We start from the raw sequence: 17,616 nt of genomic DNA on the forward strand, positions 1-17,616 counted from the left end.
TTATGAAGTCTTCGCCCTTAAAAACCTTACCCATTGGCGATCGCCCCGCAACCCTTGCCCTAGAAATATTTCACATTGCGCTCAAAATTTTCCCCAAGGTAATACTGCCGCACAAGGGGATTGCTATAAAGCTCTTCTGTCGTTCCCGCCGCAAGAATTTCCCCGTCCCGCATGATGTAAGCACGGTCAGTAATCGCAAGGGTTTCGCGGACGTTGTGGTCAGTGATCAAAATCCCCATGCCCCGTTCCCGCAGTTGGGCCACAATTTGTTGAATTTCAGCGACGGCAATGGGATCAACCCCAGCAAAGGGTTCATCAAGCAGGAGAAATTTCGGCCCTTGACCGCCGACAGCTAAGGCGCGGGCCAGTTCAGTACGCCGTCGTTCGCCCCCTGACACCAGACGACCACGGGTATTCACAATGCGGTGCAGCCGAAATTCGCTCACCAGTTCCTTGAGACGGTGTTGCTGTTGGCGGTGGGACAAAGGGGACTGTTCGAGAACCAGTTGAATATTTTCCTTGACCGTTAAATTCCGAAAAATGCTGGGTTGCTGGGTGAGATAACCAATGCCTAGTTTTGCCCGCTCATCTAGACTTAGGGGCGTAATGTTCTGCCGTTGGAGCCAGACGCGCCCTTCATTGGGTTTAATCAGACCCGTTGTAATGTAAAAGGTAGTGGTTTTCCCAGCACCATTTGGCCCCAGGAGGCCGACAATTTCCCCTTGATTTACTTTTAAATTGACACGGTTAACAATGACGCGTTTGCCATAGGTTTTACGGATGTTTTCGAGAACGATGGTCACGGTTTATTCGTCTTCGGGGAGGGTAATGGGAGCAGGAGTACGGGACTGACTTGTCGGGGGCTGTTCGGGAATGAGATAGCTGGCTTCTACTTGTTCGCTGCGGCCTGGGGTGGCGACAAAACGTCCTTCGTCGATGGAATAGGTCATTTGTTCTGCCCGGAGACTATTGCCATCCTGGAAGACATAGACGTTGCCGCTGAGCACTAGTGTACGTTCTTCTGAAAAATATTGGGCCTGGGCCGCAGTAGCCTGGAGATTGCGGGCGGGATAATTGATCCGCACATTGCCCCGGGCCGTGATAATCCCCGTTTCGGTATTCGCCTCTTGGATATCAGAACGCACCGTGAGGGCATTGGCATTTTGGGCTTGGGCGGCCTGCTGGGGGGGAAGCTGACTGACCGTGGCGGCGATCGCCAAGGAGAGTCCCCCAAATCCATAAATCATTCGATTACCAAAGCCCTTGACCGTCATAATTGTTGTACCTGCTAAAAAGACTATGCGCGCTGGGTGCGGCTATTTACCCTAAAGACGCAACGATGGCCGATTGAGTTGCGGAATTATCTTCCTATAGTAAGCCTGGGATTTCCCTTTTCAACAAAAATTCTCCTAGGTTTGGAGACGCATCACCCGGAGGCGATCGCCTGCTGGGATTTCACCAGTCCCCTGGGGCACAATGGCGAGGGCATTGGTTTGGGCAAGATTCACTAAATTCGCAGAACTGTGGCCGCCCCCAGCTAAATGGAAAAGATAACCTGTCGCCGTGGCTACCAAGGTTCCCCACAGGTAAGCATCCCGCTTTCCGGCGCCCTTGAGGGGCTGATCACAGGTGGCCCAGACAAATTCTGGTGCCCAAGGCCCAGCATTGCCGGACAACTTTTTCAACGCAGGTTGCACGAACCGCCAACAACCCACCAGGGCCGATACCGGATTGCCGGGCAACCCAAAGTAGAGTTTATTTCCAGGAAATTTCGCTACTGTCAGGGGTTTACCGGGACGAATCGCCACACTACGGATGAAAATTTCGCCCCCTAATTCTTCGAGGAGCTTTTCGACATAGTCAAACTCGCCCACGGAAACGCCCCCCGTTGAGAGGATCAGATCCCCGGCGGCGATCGCCTCTTTCATGGTTGCTTTCAGTTGGGCCGGATCATCGGGGACAATGCCAAAATTTTTCGGAATCGCCCGTTGTCCCTGGACAAAGGCCGTCAAACCATACCGATTAGAATCAACAATCTGGCCGATTTCTAAATTTTCCTGGGGCGATCGCAGCTCATCCCCCGTGGAAAAAATCGTCACCACCGGCCGCCGATAGACCGGAAATTCCACACATTGGCAGGCTGCAAGCACAGCCAAATCTGCCGCCCCCAACCGTTGTCCTGGTTGTAGGAGGGGTTCCCCGGCGCGGTAATAATCACCCCGCTGGCGTACAAACTGCCGCAAAGAGGGATTTTGTAAAATTTTGACCCGATCGCCCCGTTGTTCTGTGTGCTCTTGCATCACCACCGTATCCGCTCCGGTTGGTAACATTGCCCCAGTGAAAATGCGGGCAGCTTGGCCAGGCGCTAAGGATTTTTGGGGCGCTTGACCAGCCGGAATCGTTTCAATAATCTCCAGTTCAACAGGTTGCTCTGTCAGGTCTGCAAACCGGATCGCATAGCCATCCATGGCGGAGTTATCCCAATGGGGAATATCTAATTTTCCGGTCGCCGTCGTCGCCAAAATTCGTCCCAGGGCCGTTTCTAGGGTGCTGGGTTCAGTCTCGCCCAGGGGGGCGATCGCCTGGAGAATTAAAGCTTGGGCTTGATCAACGGAAATCATACTTCGTCATACGTTTTGACACTCAATATAGTAGGTCAGTTTGCCAAACAAGTTAGTCTGGCCCTGGGCTGCCACCTTGGGGCTGGCGATTCTCTTCGTAATAGCGTTTCCATTCTGTGGAACTGCGCACCGCTAACCACAGCAAAATCATCGCAATAATCCCGCCCTGCTCCGGCGATTGAAAGGCAAACAACACCAGCACCACACATAAAAAATCTTCCGTAAAAGACCACCACAGGGGCAGACCCCGCAACCGGAAAAACCACCCCGTCAAAGTCAGCTTCAGCACAAAAGCGACCAGCCCCCCCATTACCCCCACCAGCCAGAGCGGTTCAAATTCTAGGCGGATCACCTGGGCCACGGTCAGGCTTAAAATGGCCCCTACAATCGGACTAAATAAGAGGGCGATCGCCTGGAGAATGCGTTGACCCAGGAGTTGTTTCGAGCCAAACAGCTCAAACACGGCCCACATCGTAAAAATAGCGATCAAAACCCGGGGCGGCAACCAACCGATCCCAGGCAAATTTGCCACCAATTCATCACTGTGGAGCAGCAAAATAATCAGCAACGGTAAACCGATGCGCATTCCCGCCGCCGCCGCCGCTGACAATACCGCCAAAAATCCGATGATCATGTCTGCATAAAAAAATTCTGTGCCACAATCCCGTGGACAGAAGACCTTACCCTTCAGTGTATCGTTCCATTTTTAGGGATGGCCTTTTTTCCAATCCCGAATGATTTCACATCAGCAGATGTAACGATTTCCCCGTGATTCATGTTCCCGACCTCACAAGCCAAAGTCACCGTGATTTAATACCCCTTATTCGGCTTAAACCATGAACCATGACGGTAAATTCTCTCCTGAGCGATGCTAGCCTACGCCTCGAAAAAGCGCTCCACCACGTCAACATCTCTGAAGATGCCAGCGAACGCTTGAAATATCCCAAAATGAGCCTGAGCGTTTCTATTCCCGTGCGCCTCGATGATGGTTCTTTGAAAATCTTCCGGGGGTATCGGGTGCGGTATGACGACACTAGGGGGCCAGGGAAAGGAGGCGTGCGGTATCATCCCAACGTTTCCTTAGACGAAGTACAATCCCTGGCCTTTTGGATGACCTTCAAATGTGCCTTGCTAGATCTGCCCTTTGGGGGAGCCAAGGGGGGTATTACCGTTGATGCCAAAAGCCTTTCTAAAGCCGAACTAGAACGTTTGAGCCGGGGTTACATCGAGGCGATCGCCGATGCCATTGGCCCCGACACGGACATTTTGGCACCAGATGCCTATACCAATGCCATGGTGATGGGTTGGATGATGGATCATTACAGCATTATTCAACGGAAAATTTTGCCGGGGGTCGTAACAGGCAAACCCTTGGGCATGGGGGGAAGCCAAGGACGCAATACCGCGACGGCCAGTGGTGCCTTTGATGTAATTAAAACCATCTGCAAGAAACTAGAATATGTCCCCGAAAAAACCACCGTTGCGGTGCAAGGGTTTGGCAATGCCGGAGCAGAACTGGCCCAACAACTAGCCTGCGCTGGCTACCGTGTTGTCGCCGTTAGTGATTCCCGTGGGGGGATCTATGCAGAACAGGGCTTAGATATTCCGAGCATCCGCCAGTACAAGTCAGAAAGTCGGAATATGGCCGCTGTTTATTGTGAAAAATCCGTTTGCAATATTGTTGAACACCAAACGATCACCAATGAACAACTCTTGACCTTAGATGTGGACATTCTGATTCCGGCAGCCCTTGAAAATCAAATTACGGCGGACAATGCCCATCAAGTGCAAGCCAAATTAATTTTTGAAGTGGCCAACGGCCCCATTAGCTCGGCTGCGGATGTCATCCTAGAAGAGAAGGGAATTATGGTGGTGCCGGATATTCTCACCAATGCTGGGGGAGTCACGGTGAGTTATTTTGAGTGGGTGCAAAATCGCAGTGGCTTTTATTGGCCAGCGACGGACATTCGCGATCAGCTGAAGACACGTATGGTTACAGCCACAAACCAGGTGTGGCACATTGCCCAAACGCGACAGATTTCGATGCGGACTGCGGCCTATGTCCAGGCCCTGATGCGCCTCGGTGAGGCCCTAGATGCGAAGGGGACACGCACTTATTTTTCAGGCAGTTCGGCCTAGGGGAGAATTCTTTCGATCTACGCCCTAGAGACGGCAAAATCAGCAGGATTCAGCCAACGGCAAATCTCTGTTTTCAGTCCCTTTAGATCCTTTGATAGGCCTTGTTTTAACCATTGGCCAAAGGTATCGAGGGGAGAAAAGCCTTCGGTAAATTGCCAGTCTAGATCTTGGCCTAAGGGGGTGAGGTGATTCCCCGTGAGGTTGAGGGTGGCCACCATATTCGGAAAGCGCTCGATGAGGATGGGGGTTAGATCTGGGGTTTGGTCAATGGTGTCGTTGTTGAACTGAATCAGGAGATTGCGCCGGATCTGGTAGCTGGTTTGGATGATTTCGTTGGTCTCAAGAGGAGAAGGGGTGAATTCAAAATTAATCGTGTTATCTGGGTCAAACTGCTCGAAGAAAGGAATAGATTTTTTCACGGGAAAGTTATTGTAGGACATCAAAACATTGCCCGCCCGTTGCACATTAAATAAGCTGCCAATCAACAGGTGAATTTTGCAGCCCATGCTGTGGCCCACGCCATAGACAGGGAGGTAACGGTAGCCCAGTTGGTTTGAGTTTTGCAGTCGTTCGAGGATATTTTCAAAGCGGTTGAGTACTTGCCGGGCGATCGCCAAATGATCAAAACCATTCACAAAAGGAGTGGTGATAATCGCATACCCTTCGGCGGCAAGCTGTTCTAGGAGCCATTTGTAGGTGAGTTGCGGCGCAGTGCCCACAAAAGCCCCCCCCAAAAAATGAATCACCCCCACCGGTTGTACTGGGATTAAAATCCAACTGCCACCAGACTCTTGCCAAATCATTATTTGCCGTTTGTTACTTACTAAAAGTGGCTTTTATTGTAAAAGTTTTTCGGGGTTGGTGTGGCTCATCAGGTACAGGTCAGCCTCAGAAATGCCCGCCGCCGCCAACTGTTCTAAAAATCGCTGGTAGCCGTCAATGGGCGATGGATCAAGGGCTCGTCCGAGGTCGGTGCTCAGGACAAAGTGGGTTGCGCCGATGGTTTGGATCGCCTTCGCCATTGTTTCAATACTCACATTCTCCCAGGCTTGGTGGTCTGCTTCGGTGGCATTTTCCCCCATCAATGTATTCACGTAGGTTAATTCTAAAAAAGCCCCTTGGTCGGCGATCGCCTGCATTTGTTCGAGAGTCAACCCGGGTACGGTGGCCATGGCATGGGTTACGAGGATTTTTTCAACGCCCAATTGTTTCGCCGCAGGGACAACGGTGAGAATTTCTGCTGGGGAAATGTGGCCCGTGCCTAAAACCAGATTATGGGCGGCAATGTACTGCAAAATGTCCGGCATTTCTGGCACCAGATGGCCATAGTGGGCAACCCGCAATCCCCCAAAGCGGTGGTTTAGGGTCTGACGATGGTGGGCCGCATCAATGGTGGGTAGCCAAACGACTTTTCCCCGCCCTTCTCCCAGGCGATCCATGGTTTCCACGGCCCGGAGATTTAAGCCGCCCACCGTTTCATTGAGGACAACGCCCCCATATACTTCCATGTCCGGCACAACTTTGTGGGCCAACACCGCCCGATCCGCCGTTGGGGTGACGTGGTTTTTGAGCACGAGGGCTTGCATTCCTGCCTGGGCTGCGTTTTCAACCAATTCGAGGTCGTCGTATAACCTAGCCGTAACATCCGGAGCAGAATGGACATGAAAATCGATACTGCCTTTAAAATCTGTGGCGATCGCCCCCAGCATCCCAACCCCCCAAATCCAGAGGCCCAAACCGATCCCGACTAACAGCCGCAACAGGAAAGGATTTTTAAGGAAATAAAGGGGACGTTCCATGGCAGAGAATGGCAGCTTTTGCGCTAGCGAATACGGTTTAAGGATTCCTTTCGTTTACGGAAGCGAGGATATCAACGTATGATATGTTACGTTAATTAAGATATCCTCATAAAACCAATTGCATCCGTTGGTTTTGTGTTCACAGGAGACCTATAAATATGCTTACCCTTAAGATTGCTGTTTACATCACAGTCATTTTCTTTGTATCTCTGTTTATCTTCGGTTTTCTATCTAGCGACCCAACCCGCAACCCCGGTAGAAAGGATTTCGAATAAAGTATTCTGGGCTGTTTATCGCAGCAAACTTGATTTACAGCATCAAAAATGGTGGGGAGCTGTCCTAGGGCAACCCCACTTTTTCATGGGTATGGGTTTTAGATTCGCTACATTGAAAAGAAAGGCCATTGAGTCCCCCGCAACTGTCCCCTAAATGTCACCATGCTAAGACGACCTGCTTTTCCCATAACCGCCGTTGTTTTGCTCCTGACAACGCCCCTCTCGATCGCCTTGCCGCCCCCAGAGGATCTCCCGGAGGAGGTGTTGCGCACAGAAATGATTACCGAAGGGCGATCGCCCATTGATGGAGAACCCGTCACCGCCCAAGAATACGCCGAAATCCAACAGGAACAGGCGGAACGAAATCTTCCCCCCACCGTCAATGCAGACATCCAGCACACCATTTTTCTTCTCCGGTTGCGGAAACTGCTGCAAACGATTTCTCCTTTTTAAACTGTGTCGGCACACGGAACTATAAATTTTTGTTGACTGATGGCCGGATAGGGGATGGGAGAGGCAAAAGTCCGGTGCTAAAATGCTGGCAATTCTGAGCTTTCCCCCAGGGGAAAACCCAGGCCCATTGTTCGTTTTGGTGATGAGGATCAGATGAATATTCGCGCAGGTCTCACGGCGTTGGGGGTGAGTATGGCTACCCTAGGGCCAGTTAGCTTTGCACCCACAGCCCAAGCTAATAGCGGTTTGTTTGGCACCCAGGATTTGCCCCCTGGAGATGTGGTGGCGATCGCCGTCCCCCTTGCTGGGGGTGAAGCCTATAATCTTGTGATCCTCGAACAACTCGACCAAAACCGGGCCTGTTGGCGAGAACAGGGAGGTTTCCCCACGGTCATTGATCCACTACTGTTGCAATTTGACTTTACGGGGATTTGTGGCCGCAGCACCGATTCCAATGGCTATTCCCTGCGCCTAGGGGAGCAAGATATGGCTTGGCGCTATCGCCTCCAGCTGGTTCAGGAAAGGGGAGCGGTTGTCCTCAAGGCTTTTGATGTGGAAAATCCGGGGCGATCGCCCATCGAAGTGGGAGATACGGGGGGCCTGGCCCAGGGGATGCTGAAGATCAATCTCAATCCAGGTTGGCGCATGGCGAAACGCACCTACGAAGGAAAAACCCTGGGTCACATTTACCTCGCCAATGAACGACCCCGCGACCAATTGGTTGCTGCCGCTCCCCGACAGGAATGGGTTGCAACGGCGCCCACCACCTATACCAGTAGCAAAATCACCGAAAAATCGGTCTCTGGCAGCGAAACAATTCAGATTTTTGTGCCTCCCTACCAAGAAACCACCAGTCGCCCGAACGAAACCCTCGTGGCGGCGATTACAGTTCCCGCAGCTCCTGAACCCATCGTGAGTCTACCGAGCAATCCCAGCAATCCCAACGTTCTCCCTGTCCCCCAACGCTCTATCCCCACCTACAGTTCCAGTAACACCGGGGTCATTCGCCTTGAAGAACCCGGTCAACAACCGCCGCCGCCGCCCAATAGCGTTTCCTTGGCCCAGAGCTTAGGTTTGCGGTACCGGGTGGTGGTTGATGCCCAAACTCCAGAACAAAAAGAACGGTTAAAGGCCGTGATTCCGGATGCGTTTCATACTTGGGTTGGCGATCGCCGGATGATGCAAGCCGGGGCCTTCGCCGCCGAATTTGAAGCCCAAGATCTGCAAATGCGCTTGCGAGAAACGGGTCTAGCGGTACAAATTGTCCCTGTGCAGTAAGTGATGGCAAATTTTTCAGAAATCTTTGTGGCGATCGCCGCTGACCCTTGGCAGGAGGTGGTTGACTTTTACCGTGGTCTCCTGAATGACGAACCCTTAAGCTACAGTCAAGATCGCTATGCGGAGTTTCAGATCAAGGGTCTGAAATTGGGCATTTTTAAACCCAGTCCCCAACACCAAGCAGAATTTGCTAGAAACGCCGGCGCTTTGAGTTTTTGCCTAGAAGTTGATGATCTCGAAGAGGCGATCGCCACCGTACAAGCCTTAGGGGGAGCGATAAATGGTGAAATCAGCACAGCCTCCCATGGACGCGAATGTTACGCCTACGATCCTGCCCAAAGCCGCTTGATTCTGCACCAAAGTAATGCTATTCAAGCCAATCCCTAGGGTTGACTCCCTGCTTCCTGTTCCATTTCTTCTACGGCCTTTTCCGTCCGCTCATGGGGATCTTGAAATCCCTCCCGTGGCAAAATACCCAGGACAAGATTGTTTACGGTTGCCTTTATTTGTTTACTCGCCCCCTTAAGAGGTTCTGGTAAAAAGATATCTCCCACCGCCACAAATGCCAACAACAGAAAAATAACTAACTTCACCGAATTGCCTGCACTCATGAACTTAACTTTCATGGATCTATCCTTCCTCGTAAACGGCCACGGAAATATTTCTCTCAATTTTTATACTATGGCAACACCTGGCCCAGTGGCATCGGTACTAAATATTGGCTTAAGTCTTGGGCTTGGCACTCCTGGAAAATTTCCTTGCCCAAACCCCAAAGGCGTAAAATATCAACCATGTCCCCTGGCCTGTAATTTGTAGTTTTTACTATTTAACAAATCGAGACGATGAGCGAAGAAACCCCCGACCTAAAACCAGACGAAACCTTACCCAGTCCTTTGCGGTGTTGGTACGGTACTGCCGTTGCTGGTTCCATGTCCTTTGCAGCCTACCTTTTAACAAATAAAGTCATTGCGGGCTTTGCTAGTAAACCGCCCACGGGAAATGGTCTGGCTATCCAAATCGGGATTACAGTACGCACCCTCATTATGGGTTTATTTACCATGGCGACCGGGGTATTTGGCCTCATTGCTGTAGGTCTATTTATTTTGGGTCTCCAATCTCTCTTGAGCGGTAAGCAAACAACTTCTCCTGGTGATTCATAAGAAAAACCCTAGAATTGCTTCCAGGGTCAGGTCATTATTTTTCAGCATTTTCAGTTAAGCAGCTTCACTCGCCGCCAGCTTCCCTAAAAAGAGAAGGTTGTCCGAATCGTGCCAATAATAATGTCTTCGTTATCCTCATTTTGATTTGGGTTAATCAACCAAATTACACCAGGGGTAATGGAAATATTCTTGCTCAACTGATACTTATAAAGCCCTTCAATGTGCAAAGGCATATCATCCGTAAAGCCTCGGGGTGTACTGCCACCAATTTCTAGGTTTGTGGCGTAGGGCTCAGAACCAACGATGATTGCCCCCATATTGCCAGGCTTACCAAGGTCAGGCAATGCCAAAATACCGGCCCAAGTCCAGATATCCGCTTCACCTTCATCGAACTTGGCATCGGTATAGCCGACCCAACCGCGAAGACTGATTTTATCGGTAACATCCCATTGAACCTGGCCACCAAACGAATTCGTTTCCACATTGTTTACAGCCATGCCCATGCCGGAGTTATTCAGATTATTAGCCCAGCCAGTTCCCGTACCACCATAGGCAAAATCACTACTGTCAGTGGCATAGCCGCGGACATAGTTCACCCCAAATTTAAACTTGTCACTGGGCTTGATTGCCAATTGCGCCATTGCGGAGTAGGTGCCGTTAAATAGTCCTTCTCCTTCGCTCGGATCACTGCCATTTGTTGCAAGATATCCTGCCGAAAGCTGGAAGACATCATTAAAGTCATGTTTAATCCCTATCCCGGTAGTGGAAGTACCAATCCCCAGACGATAAATTGGGTTGCGCTCACCGAAACGAGAGAGGGCACCATTTGAACCACCACCAGCTTCTAGACCTGTATTGAAGGTATCTGCATAGAAGTGGTGAGCACCGAGAATCGCCATCGCCGTGACAGTTGTGCTATCACCAACTGGAAAAGCATAGTGCAGGCGATCAATCGTGACATCATTGTCACGTTCACCATCATAGGAAAAACGTCCTTCTTGAGTTCTAGGGACAAATCCAGATCCCAAGGTATCGTATTGCCCTGTAAATGAAGGGCCAGAATTTCCGGCACTTAAACGTGTATAGAGCCGATCTTTGCCAGTAAAGCTGGTGACTAGCATTAAGCGAACTTTGTCTTGAAAAACGGTTTGGGCATCATCGACGCCATCGCCAAAAGCATCAGAAATATTAAAGGAGACTTCCCCCACTAGCTTGGTCGTCGTTGAAAACTGATGATCTTCGAGGAATTCGACGCGGCCTTCGAGGTCATCAACGCGGGCACCGAGAGTTGCGAGTTCTGCTTCAAATGCATTCACGAGGCGACGTAGGGCAGCGAGATCTTCTGCCGTAACTTCAGAACTGCCACTGGTGATCAGCCGCTCAATTTGCTGTAAACAGGCATTTAAACCAGCGGCAAATTCATAACGACTGAGGGGACGGTTGCCACGATAGGTACCATCGGGATAGCCAACAATACAGTTGTAGTTTTCGACTAAATTTCGCAGCGCATCAAAGGCCCAGTCAGAGGGAGAAACATCGCTGAGCTGGAAAATGCTATTGACTTGAGCGGTAGAACTGTTCGCACTGTACTGATTAATTTGTTCGAGCAATGCTTGATTATCTGTGGCGATCGCCTGGCCGGTCATCGTCACAAAAGCGGTTGCAGCTAAGGATACAGTTTTCAAAGAAGTCATAGTTTGGTGTTTGTCCTCACACCCGAAGCTTTGATTTTGGCAAGGTTAATCAAAGTTGAAGTCGGGGTTAAAAAATGAATGGCTTAGTTTTGCCATGACTTATGGTGGAAGTTTTGTAGTATTTCCTACGAAATTGTGGCGGTGATGCAAATTTAGCGGGTACTACATGGAAGTTCTGGATGTAACCCCCTTGGGGAAGGCTTGTATCCTAGAAAAAGAAAAATATTTTTTGAGGTTAGTGAAATTATGGTTTCTGTAGCCGCGCAATTTGTTCGACGTGTGGGAATGCTTTTTCTGTTGGTGATCGCCATGATAATTTTGGTGACCCCAGAGGCGATCGCCGCCAGTAAACTGAACTACACCTATTCCGAACTGCCGAACCATGACTTTGCCCACGAAAATTTCCAGGCAGCGAGCTTTGCCCGGGCCGATGTGCGGGGGAGTGACTTTACGGGCAGTGACCTAAGCCGAGCCATCCTTACCGAAGGCAAATTTATGGAGGCCAATCTCACCGAAGCCAACCTTTCCGAAGCCTTTATGGATCAAGTCAACATGGAAGGTGCGAACCTCACCAACGCCCTTTTTGTCGATGCCGTTGCGCCGGGGACAAACTTTGCCGAAGCGATTATCGACGGGGCTGATTTTTCTGGTGCGCTCCTCGACCGCTATCAACTGTCCGAGCTCTGCAAACGAGCCAGCGGCACCAATACCATTACCGGCACCGACACCCGCTACAGTCTCAACTGTAAAAATTAGTCCCCCTGGGAATTAGCAAAATATCCAGGAGATCTTTGGTCGTGATTTTTCAAAAAATCGGGATGATAGGATTTGAACCTACGACCCCCTCGTCCCGAACGAGGTGCGCTACCAAGCTGCGCTACATCCCGAAAAACAGAACCTATACTAACACAGGTAAACCTTGCTACGATAAAAACTTGTCCGTTAAGTCCAAAATTCTCAAAAGATAAGGAGCGATCGCCGTGGCGGTAAAACCAGATTGGCTCAGAGTAAAGGCCCCCCAATGGCAACGGGTTGGCAGCGTCAAAGAAATTTTACGGGACCTCAGCCTCAACACCGTCTGCGAAGAAGCCTCCTGTCCCAACATTGGCGAATGTTTCAATGCAGGCACCGCCACCTTTTTGATTATGGGGCCAGCCTGTACCCGTGCTTGCCCCTACTGCGACATTGACTTTGACAAAGTGCCCCGGGGTTTAGATCCCACAGAACCCGACAATCTCGCCGAAGCCGTCCGCCGTCTGAATCTCAATCATGTCGTAATCACTTCCGTCAACCGTGATGATCTCCCCGATGGTGGCGCAAGCCAATTCGTGAAATGTATCGAACGCACCCGCGAACTGTCACCCAAAACCACCATTGAAGTCTTGATTCCTGACCTCTGCGGTAATTGGGACGCCCTCAAAACGATCCTTGATGCGGCCCCCGAAGTGTTGAACCACAACACCGAGACCGTCCCCCGTCTTTATAAAAAAACGCGTCCCCAGGGTGATTACCAACGTTCCCTGGAGTTACTCCAGCGCACCCGCGAGCTAACCCCCTGGGTTTACACCAAATCGGGGATTATGGTTGGCCTTGGGGAAACCGATGCCGAAGTGCGTGAAGTCATGCGTGATCTGCGAGCCGTAGACTGTGACATTCTCACCATTGGTCAATACCTCCAGCCCACCCAAAAACATTTAGGGGTGCAAGATTTTATTACCCCAGCACAATTTGACGCTTGGCGGGAATATGGTGAATCCCTCGGCTTTTTGCAAGTAGTATCTAGCCCCCTCACCCGCAGTTCCTACCATGCCGAACAGGTGCGGCGCTTAATGGAAACCCACCCCAGAGATAAAAATCTCTATGTAGTGTCTAAATAAATTTTTGTTAATTAAGAACAGAAGTCTGAGGAAAAAGATATAGTCCTAAAAGAACACTTTCTTTGCTGCTATGGTTCGCTCAATTAGTCAGATTCTACTAATCAGTTCTTTAATTGGAATTTCGTTAAGTTCTTGTAATCGCTCAACGAAGACTGTTTACGTAGACTCGCCCACCGACACTACTAGTGATTTACTCAATACAGACAGTACCCCTATTGTCGAAATTCCTAGGGGTCAATCTTATCAATCAAATGATGTGATGATCACAATTCGAGACTTTAAAAGTCTGGGGAAAAAGATGATGGATTTTGGTGAGGAGAAAGAAGCGATTAACGAGTGGGTAGGAATCTTTATTGAGGTAAAAAATTTAAAATCACAACCTGTCAGAGCCAGTGATTTATATCAATCATTTTTTCTGCAAGACTTATCTGGCAATGAATACAATGAGGATCCCTTTCTTGGTTTTGAATGTAAGGATGTAGATATAGATGCAATTATTCAACCTCAGGAGAACTTTACTTATTGCTCTACCTTTGACGCCCCAAACACACCCCAAAATTTATACTTTTCAACCTATAACTCTGATTATTCTAAAGAGTTGAAATTGTTGATGAATTAGCCAATCACTATGCAAGATCCTCCAATTTATTTGGATTACCATGCGACGACCCCTGTTGATCCACTGGTATTGGAAGCAATGTTGCCTTACTTTACGGAGCAATTTGGTAATCCTGCGAGTGCTGGTCATGTCTACGGCTGGGAAGCTGCGGCAGCAGTGGAACGATCCAGGGAAATAATCGCCAGCAGCATTGGGGCAGAGCCAGAGGAAATTGTGTTTACTAGCGGGGCAACGGAGGCAAATAATCTAGCGATTAAAGGGGTAGCTGAGGCTTATTTTGACAAGGGCAAGCATATTGTTACGGTGCAAACGGAACATCGAGCGGTGCTTGACCCCTGTGCCTATTTGGAAACTTTGGGGTTTGAGGTAACTCATCTGCCCGTGCAAGCCAATGGCTTATTGGATTTATCCTTGTTGGAAAAAGCACTCCGTCAAGATACGGTGCTGGTCTCGGTAATGGCGGCCAATAACGAGATTGGCGTACTCCAACCTGTCGCCGAGATTGGCACCCTCTGTCATGACCAAGGCATTTTATTTCACTGTGACGCGGCCCAGGCGATCGCCAAAATTCCCCTGAATGTCCAAACCCAAAACATTGACCTGCTGTCCCTGACAGCCCACAAAGTCTATGGCCCCAAGGGAATCGGTGCGTTGTATGTGCGCCGAAAAAATCCCCGTGTCAACCTCGCGCCCCAACTCCATGGCGGTGGTCAAGAACGGGGACGGCGATCGGGCACCCTCTACACGCCGCAAATTGTTGGCTTTGGTAAGGCCATTGCAATCGGTCTGGCCCAGATGGAGCGCGAAAATACCAGGCTTAAATCACTGCGCGATCGCCTCTGGCAGCAACTACACCCCCTAGAAGGCATTTATCTAAACGGTGACCTTGACCAACGGCTCCCCTATAACCTCAACATCAGTATCGAAAATATTGACGGCACCGCCCTCCTTTTGGCCCTGCGCAATACCGTCGCCCTTTCCGCTGGTTCTGCCTGTAGTTCCGGTAAACCCTCCCATGTCCTCACGGCCCTAGGGCGATCGCCAGCCCTTTGTCGCGCCTCCCTGCGCTTTGGTTTAGGCCGTTTCACCACCGCTACCGACATCGATTACGTCGCCCAGACCCTACAACAAACCCTCCACAGCCTCCGAAAAATGCCCACCAGGACCCCATGAAAGTGATCCAAAGTGAACACTTGGCTTTAGAATGGGATTTGAGGCGATTGCAAATATGCCGCTAAACCTTCCTGTATTTAGCCGTAACCGTCTTCTCCCTTTACACAGCGTGTGAAGAAAGAATTTGCTCCGGTCTTTGTTTGTTGTTGCGGTAATCCTAACCTTTTCCTCAACGACACAAGATCCGGCGATCGCCTACCATTTCATCTCACCCAGCCATACATAGACTCATGTCTGCGGTGAAGTCTGCACGAAACAAGAAATATCCAGCCTAGTTTCAAAGCATTTATTTCAGACAACAGAACTTGCATAGAACAGTTTTTTCAGCATTAAGCGAAAAAAATCGAGGAATTTGAATGCCTAAGCAAATTATTATTGCAGAGCAGCATCAGATTGCTGCCGTTTTTTGGGAAGACCAAATCCAAGAAATTGTCGTATCCACCGGTGCCCAACAGGTCGGTGACATCTATCTCGGTATCGTCGAAAACGTCATTCCCGGCATTGACGCGGCCTTTGTTAACATCGGTGACACCGAAAAAAACGGTTTCATCCACGTCAGCGATCTCGGCCCCATTCGACTCAGAAAAAATTCCAGCTCAATCACCGAACTCCTCGAACCCCAACAAAAAGCCTTGGTTCAGGTGATGAAAGAACCCACGGGGAACAAAGGGCCACGGCTCACAGGCAATATTACCCTTCCCGGTCGCTACGTCGTCCTGATGCCCTACAGCAAAGGAGTTAACCTTTCCCGCCGCATTAGTAGTGATAGCGAACGTAACCGTCTGCGGGCCCTCGCCGTGCTGATGAAACCCCCCGGCATGGGACTTTTAGTGCGGACTGAGGCTGAAGGTACCGACGAAGAAGCGATCATCGAAGATTTAGAACTACTCCAAAAACAATGGGAAGCGATCCAGCAGCAAGCAAACTACGGCCGTCCTCCGACCCTGATCAACCGCGATGACGACTTTATTCAGCGGGTGCTGCGGGATATGTACAGCGATGAAGTGAACCGCATCGTGGTGGATTCTGCCAGCGGCATGAAACGGGTGAAAAGCCAGCTCATGAACTGGGAAGGGGGGAAAGCGCCCGACGGTTTGTTAATTGATCATCACCGCGAAAAGCAATCGATTCTGGACTATTTCCGGGTGAATGCGGCCATTCGTGAAGCCCTCAAGCCCAGGGTTGAGTTGCCTTCTGGGGGTTACATCATCATTGAACCCACCGAAGCTTTAACTGTTATTGATGTAAACTCTGGTTCTTTTACTAAATCCGCCACCGCACGGGAAACGGTGCTCTGGACGAACTATGAGGCGGCCACAGAAATTGCGCGGCAACTGCGGTTACGCAACATTGGTGGGGTAATCGTGGTGGATTTCATCGACATGGATTCTCGCCATGATCAGTTGAAGTTGCTGGAGCATTTTACAAGTATTCTCAAGGCGGATAAGGCCCGGCCCCAGATCGCCCAGTTGTCTGAACTGGGTTTGGTAGAACTGACTCGCAAACGGCAGGGTCAAAATATTTATGAACTGTTCGGTAAGCCCTGCGCCCACTGTAATGGCCTCGGTCACTTGGTACATTTACCCGGTGAAGAGGAACCTGTGCCACTCCAGCTCAATATTCTGTCTTCTCTCTCGCTCCAGGGCGGGGCGCGGACACCGGGAGAAAGTCGGCCTGTACTGTCTGGGGGACGGCGCGGCACCACCAGCCACGGACGACGGATTACATCACGGGTTGCTCGGAGCAAGCTGATTAATGCAGGGAATACGCCTGCGGCAGAGCCGTTAAATCTGGTGCATCATCCTGATTATCAGGAACAAAGCAGTAATAATAATAATCGTCGTCGTCGCCGGCGATCGCCGGAGGTTTCGAGTAAGCCGGTGCTCCGGGACGAAAAAGAGACCCAAGATAATGGTGGCGATCGCCCCTCTGCTGAGACGCCAACAAAAGAAAAAAAAGAAACAAAAACGTCTTCGTCCCAAGACAACAGCAATACGTCTTCCCGCTATGACCGCCGCGAACGGAGCCGTTACCGCCGTGACGAGCCCAAAGAAACCATCCAGGTGGAAATGACGGAGCAGGAAAAAAATGTCTATGCCCTGATTGGGGTATCACCCCTGGTGCGTTTAGACGCTGCTGGGAAAAAAGACCCCCGCTCAACGATTATCGAAATTGTGCGACCGGGAAGCGCCAAAGAAACCGATGCCACTTCGGAAAAAGTAACACCAGTCGAAAATTTAGAGCCGCAACAACTCCAGATTGAGACCCCTGAAACTGGAGAGGTCGCCCCCGAAGCAGACGACACAGCTCCCCAAACTGCTCAACCCGTAGAAACAAAAGTTTCACCCCAGGCGGAACCGGAAGCAACAGAAAAAGACGCTGAAGAAAAGACCAATGGCCGTCGCCGTCGCCGTCGCCGTTCTTCCGCCAGTAGTTAAAACCCAATTACCGTTAACCTAAGGCAGTGGCAACACTGCTTTTTTCTTTTGGGGGTGTTGTCGCGCCCTCACTCTGACCCAAAAATTCCC

At 50.4% G+C, this 17,616-nt stretch carries 19 protein-coding genes and 1 tRNA gene; 11 read left to right on the forward strand and 9 right to left on the reverse strand.

Translation table 11 applies throughout. The features are described from left to right. Positions 1 to 59 precede the first annotated feature (59 nt). From lptB to AWQ24_RS03980, 4 genes are all read right to left on the reverse strand, one after another. A complete protein-coding gene (gene lptB, locus AWQ24_RS03965) occupies positions 60 to 803 on the reverse strand; it encodes an LPS export ABC transporter ATP-binding protein (RefSeq protein ID WP_012306398.1) in 744 nt (247 codons plus the stop codon). A 3-nt stretch (positions 804 to 806) separates the two neighbouring features. Further along, positions 807 to 1,274: an LptA/OstA family protein gene (locus AWQ24_RS03970; protein WP_065716068.1), complete on the reverse strand. Its 468-nt coding sequence runs from the start codon at positions 1,272 to 1,274 to the stop codon at positions 807 to 809. A 135-nt stretch (positions 1,275 to 1,409) separates the two neighbouring features. Then, positions 1,410 to 2,621 carry a gephyrin-like molybdotransferase Glp gene (gene glp, locus AWQ24_RS03975; RefSeq protein ID WP_065716069.1) on the reverse strand — a complete coding sequence of 404 codons (1,212 nt, stop codon included), beginning with the start codon at positions 2,619 to 2,621 and terminating at the stop codon, positions 1,410 to 1,412. A gap of 52 nt (positions 2,622 to 2,673) precedes the next feature. Continuing rightward, positions 2,674 to 3,255, reverse strand: a complete 582-nt coding sequence (locus AWQ24_RS03980) for a DUF4126 domain-containing protein (protein WP_012306401.1) — start codon at positions 3,253 to 3,255, stop codon at positions 2,674 to 2,676. A 209-nt stretch (positions 3,256 to 3,464) separates the two neighbouring features. Here AWQ24_RS03980 and AWQ24_RS03985 point away from each other — a divergent pair, with 209 nt between their 5' ends. Continuing rightward, entirely contained in the window at positions 3,465 to 4,760 is a 1,296-nt protein-coding gene (locus AWQ24_RS03985; RefSeq protein ID WP_065716070.1) for a Glu/Leu/Phe/Val dehydrogenase, read from the forward strand. 17 nt (positions 4,761 to 4,777) lie between these two features. On the opposite strand, the gene AWQ24_RS03990 is transcribed toward AWQ24_RS03985, so the two are convergent. After that, complete coding sequence (locus tag AWQ24_RS03990; protein WP_062432810.1) at positions 4,778 to 5,563, reverse strand: DUF1350 family protein; 786 nt, start codon at positions 5,561 to 5,563, stop codon at positions 4,778 to 4,780. Between the two features lie 33 nt (positions 5,564 to 5,596). Beyond that, complete coding sequence (locus tag AWQ24_RS03995) at positions 5,597 to 6,559, reverse strand: DUF6282 family protein (RefSeq protein ID WP_198161507.1); 963 nt, start codon at positions 6,557 to 6,559, stop codon at positions 5,597 to 5,599. 158 nt (positions 6,560 to 6,717) lie between these two features. On the opposite strand from AWQ24_RS03995, the gene AWQ24_RS15865 reads away from it, so the two are divergent. From AWQ24_RS15865 to AWQ24_RS04010, 4 genes are all read left to right on the forward strand, one after another. Then, a complete protein-coding gene (locus tag AWQ24_RS15865; RefSeq protein WP_015132356.1) occupies positions 6,718 to 6,834 on the forward strand; it encodes a photosystem II reaction center protein I in 117 nt (38 codons plus the stop codon). Positions 6,835 to 6,996: 162 nt separating this feature from the next. Then, a complete protein-coding gene (locus AWQ24_RS04000) occupies positions 6,997 to 7,287 on the forward strand; it encodes a hypothetical protein (RefSeq protein WP_030005999.1) in 291 nt (96 codons plus the stop codon). Between the two features lie 153 nt (positions 7,288 to 7,440). Beyond that, complete coding sequence (locus AWQ24_RS04005) at positions 7,441 to 8,565, forward strand: DUF3747 domain-containing protein (protein ID WP_065716071.1); 1,125 nt, start codon at positions 7,441 to 7,443, stop codon at positions 8,563 to 8,565. 3 nt (positions 8,566 to 8,568) lie between these two features. Then, positions 8,569 to 8,952 carry a VOC family protein gene (locus AWQ24_RS04010; protein ID WP_083993486.1) on the forward strand — a complete coding sequence of 128 codons (384 nt, stop codon included), beginning with the start codon at positions 8,569 to 8,571 and terminating at the stop codon, positions 8,950 to 8,952. Here AWQ24_RS04010 and AWQ24_RS04015 read toward each other — a convergent pair. Next, positions 8,949 to 9,191 (reverse strand): hypothetical protein, encoded by a 243-nt coding sequence (locus AWQ24_RS04015; protein ID WP_232318864.1) that lies wholly within the window; start codon positions 9,189 to 9,191, stop codon positions 8,949 to 8,951. The genes AWQ24_RS04010 and AWQ24_RS04015 overlap by 4 nt on opposite strands. 216 nt (positions 9,192 to 9,407) lie before the next feature. On the opposite strand from AWQ24_RS04015, the gene AWQ24_RS04020 reads away from it, so the two are divergent. Further along, positions 9,408 to 9,725 (forward strand): DUF3082 domain-containing protein, encoded by a 318-nt coding sequence (locus AWQ24_RS04020; RefSeq protein WP_012306410.1) that lies wholly within the window; start codon positions 9,408 to 9,410, stop codon positions 9,723 to 9,725. A gap of 83 nt (positions 9,726 to 9,808) precedes the next feature. Here the strand turns inward: AWQ24_RS04020 and AWQ24_RS04025 are convergent, their stop codons facing one another. Next, positions 9,809 to 11,419: an iron uptake porin gene (locus AWQ24_RS04025; protein ID WP_065716074.1), complete on the reverse strand. Its 1,611-nt coding sequence runs from the start codon at positions 11,417 to 11,419 to the stop codon at positions 9,809 to 9,811. Positions 11,420 to 11,665: 246 nt separating this feature from the next. On the opposite strand from AWQ24_RS04025, the gene AWQ24_RS04030 reads away from it, so the two are divergent. Continuing rightward, the gene (locus AWQ24_RS04030) at positions 11,666 to 12,175 is read left to right on the forward strand and encodes a pentapeptide repeat-containing protein (protein WP_065716075.1); all 510 of its coding nucleotides are present in this window, start codon (positions 11,666 to 11,668) and stop codon (positions 12,173 to 12,175) included. 57 nt (positions 12,176 to 12,232) lie between these two features. Here AWQ24_RS04030 and AWQ24_RS04035 read toward each other — a convergent pair. Further along, positions 12,233 to 12,306, reverse strand: a tRNA-Pro gene (locus AWQ24_RS04035). Positions 12,307 to 12,399: 93 nt separating this feature from the next. Between AWQ24_RS04035 and lipA the strand changes: the two genes are divergently transcribed. The 4 genes from lipA to AWQ24_RS04055 all read left to right on the forward strand — a co-directional run bounded on the left by lipA (position 12,400) and on the right by AWQ24_RS04055 (position 17,526). Further along, positions 12,400 to 13,296 (forward strand): lipoyl synthase, encoded by an 897-nt coding sequence (gene lipA / locus AWQ24_RS04040; RefSeq protein ID WP_062432831.1) that lies wholly within the window; start codon positions 12,400 to 12,402, stop codon positions 13,294 to 13,296. 70 nt (positions 13,297 to 13,366) lie between these two features. Then, positions 13,367 to 13,915: a hypothetical protein gene (locus AWQ24_RS04045; RefSeq protein ID WP_157096826.1), complete on the forward strand. Its 549-nt coding sequence runs from the start codon at positions 13,367 to 13,369 to the stop codon at positions 13,913 to 13,915. 9 nt (positions 13,916 to 13,924) lie between these two features. After that, on the forward strand, positions 13,925 to 15,088 hold the full coding sequence (locus AWQ24_RS04050; protein ID WP_065716076.1) for a cysteine desulfurase family protein: 1,164 nt from the start codon (positions 13,925 to 13,927) through the stop codon (positions 15,086 to 15,088). A 356-nt stretch (positions 15,089 to 15,444) separates the two neighbouring features. Beyond that, positions 15,445 to 17,526 (forward strand): Rne/Rng family ribonuclease, encoded by a 2,082-nt coding sequence (locus AWQ24_RS04055; RefSeq protein WP_065716077.1) that lies wholly within the window; start codon positions 15,445 to 15,447, stop codon positions 17,524 to 17,526. Positions 17,527 to 17,616: the final 90 nt, after the last annotated feature.

Source organism: Picosynechococcus sp. PCC 8807 (genome assembly GCF_001693295.1).
Lineage (GTDB): Bacteria > Cyanobacteriota > Cyanobacteriia > Cyanobacteriales > MRBY01 > MRBY01.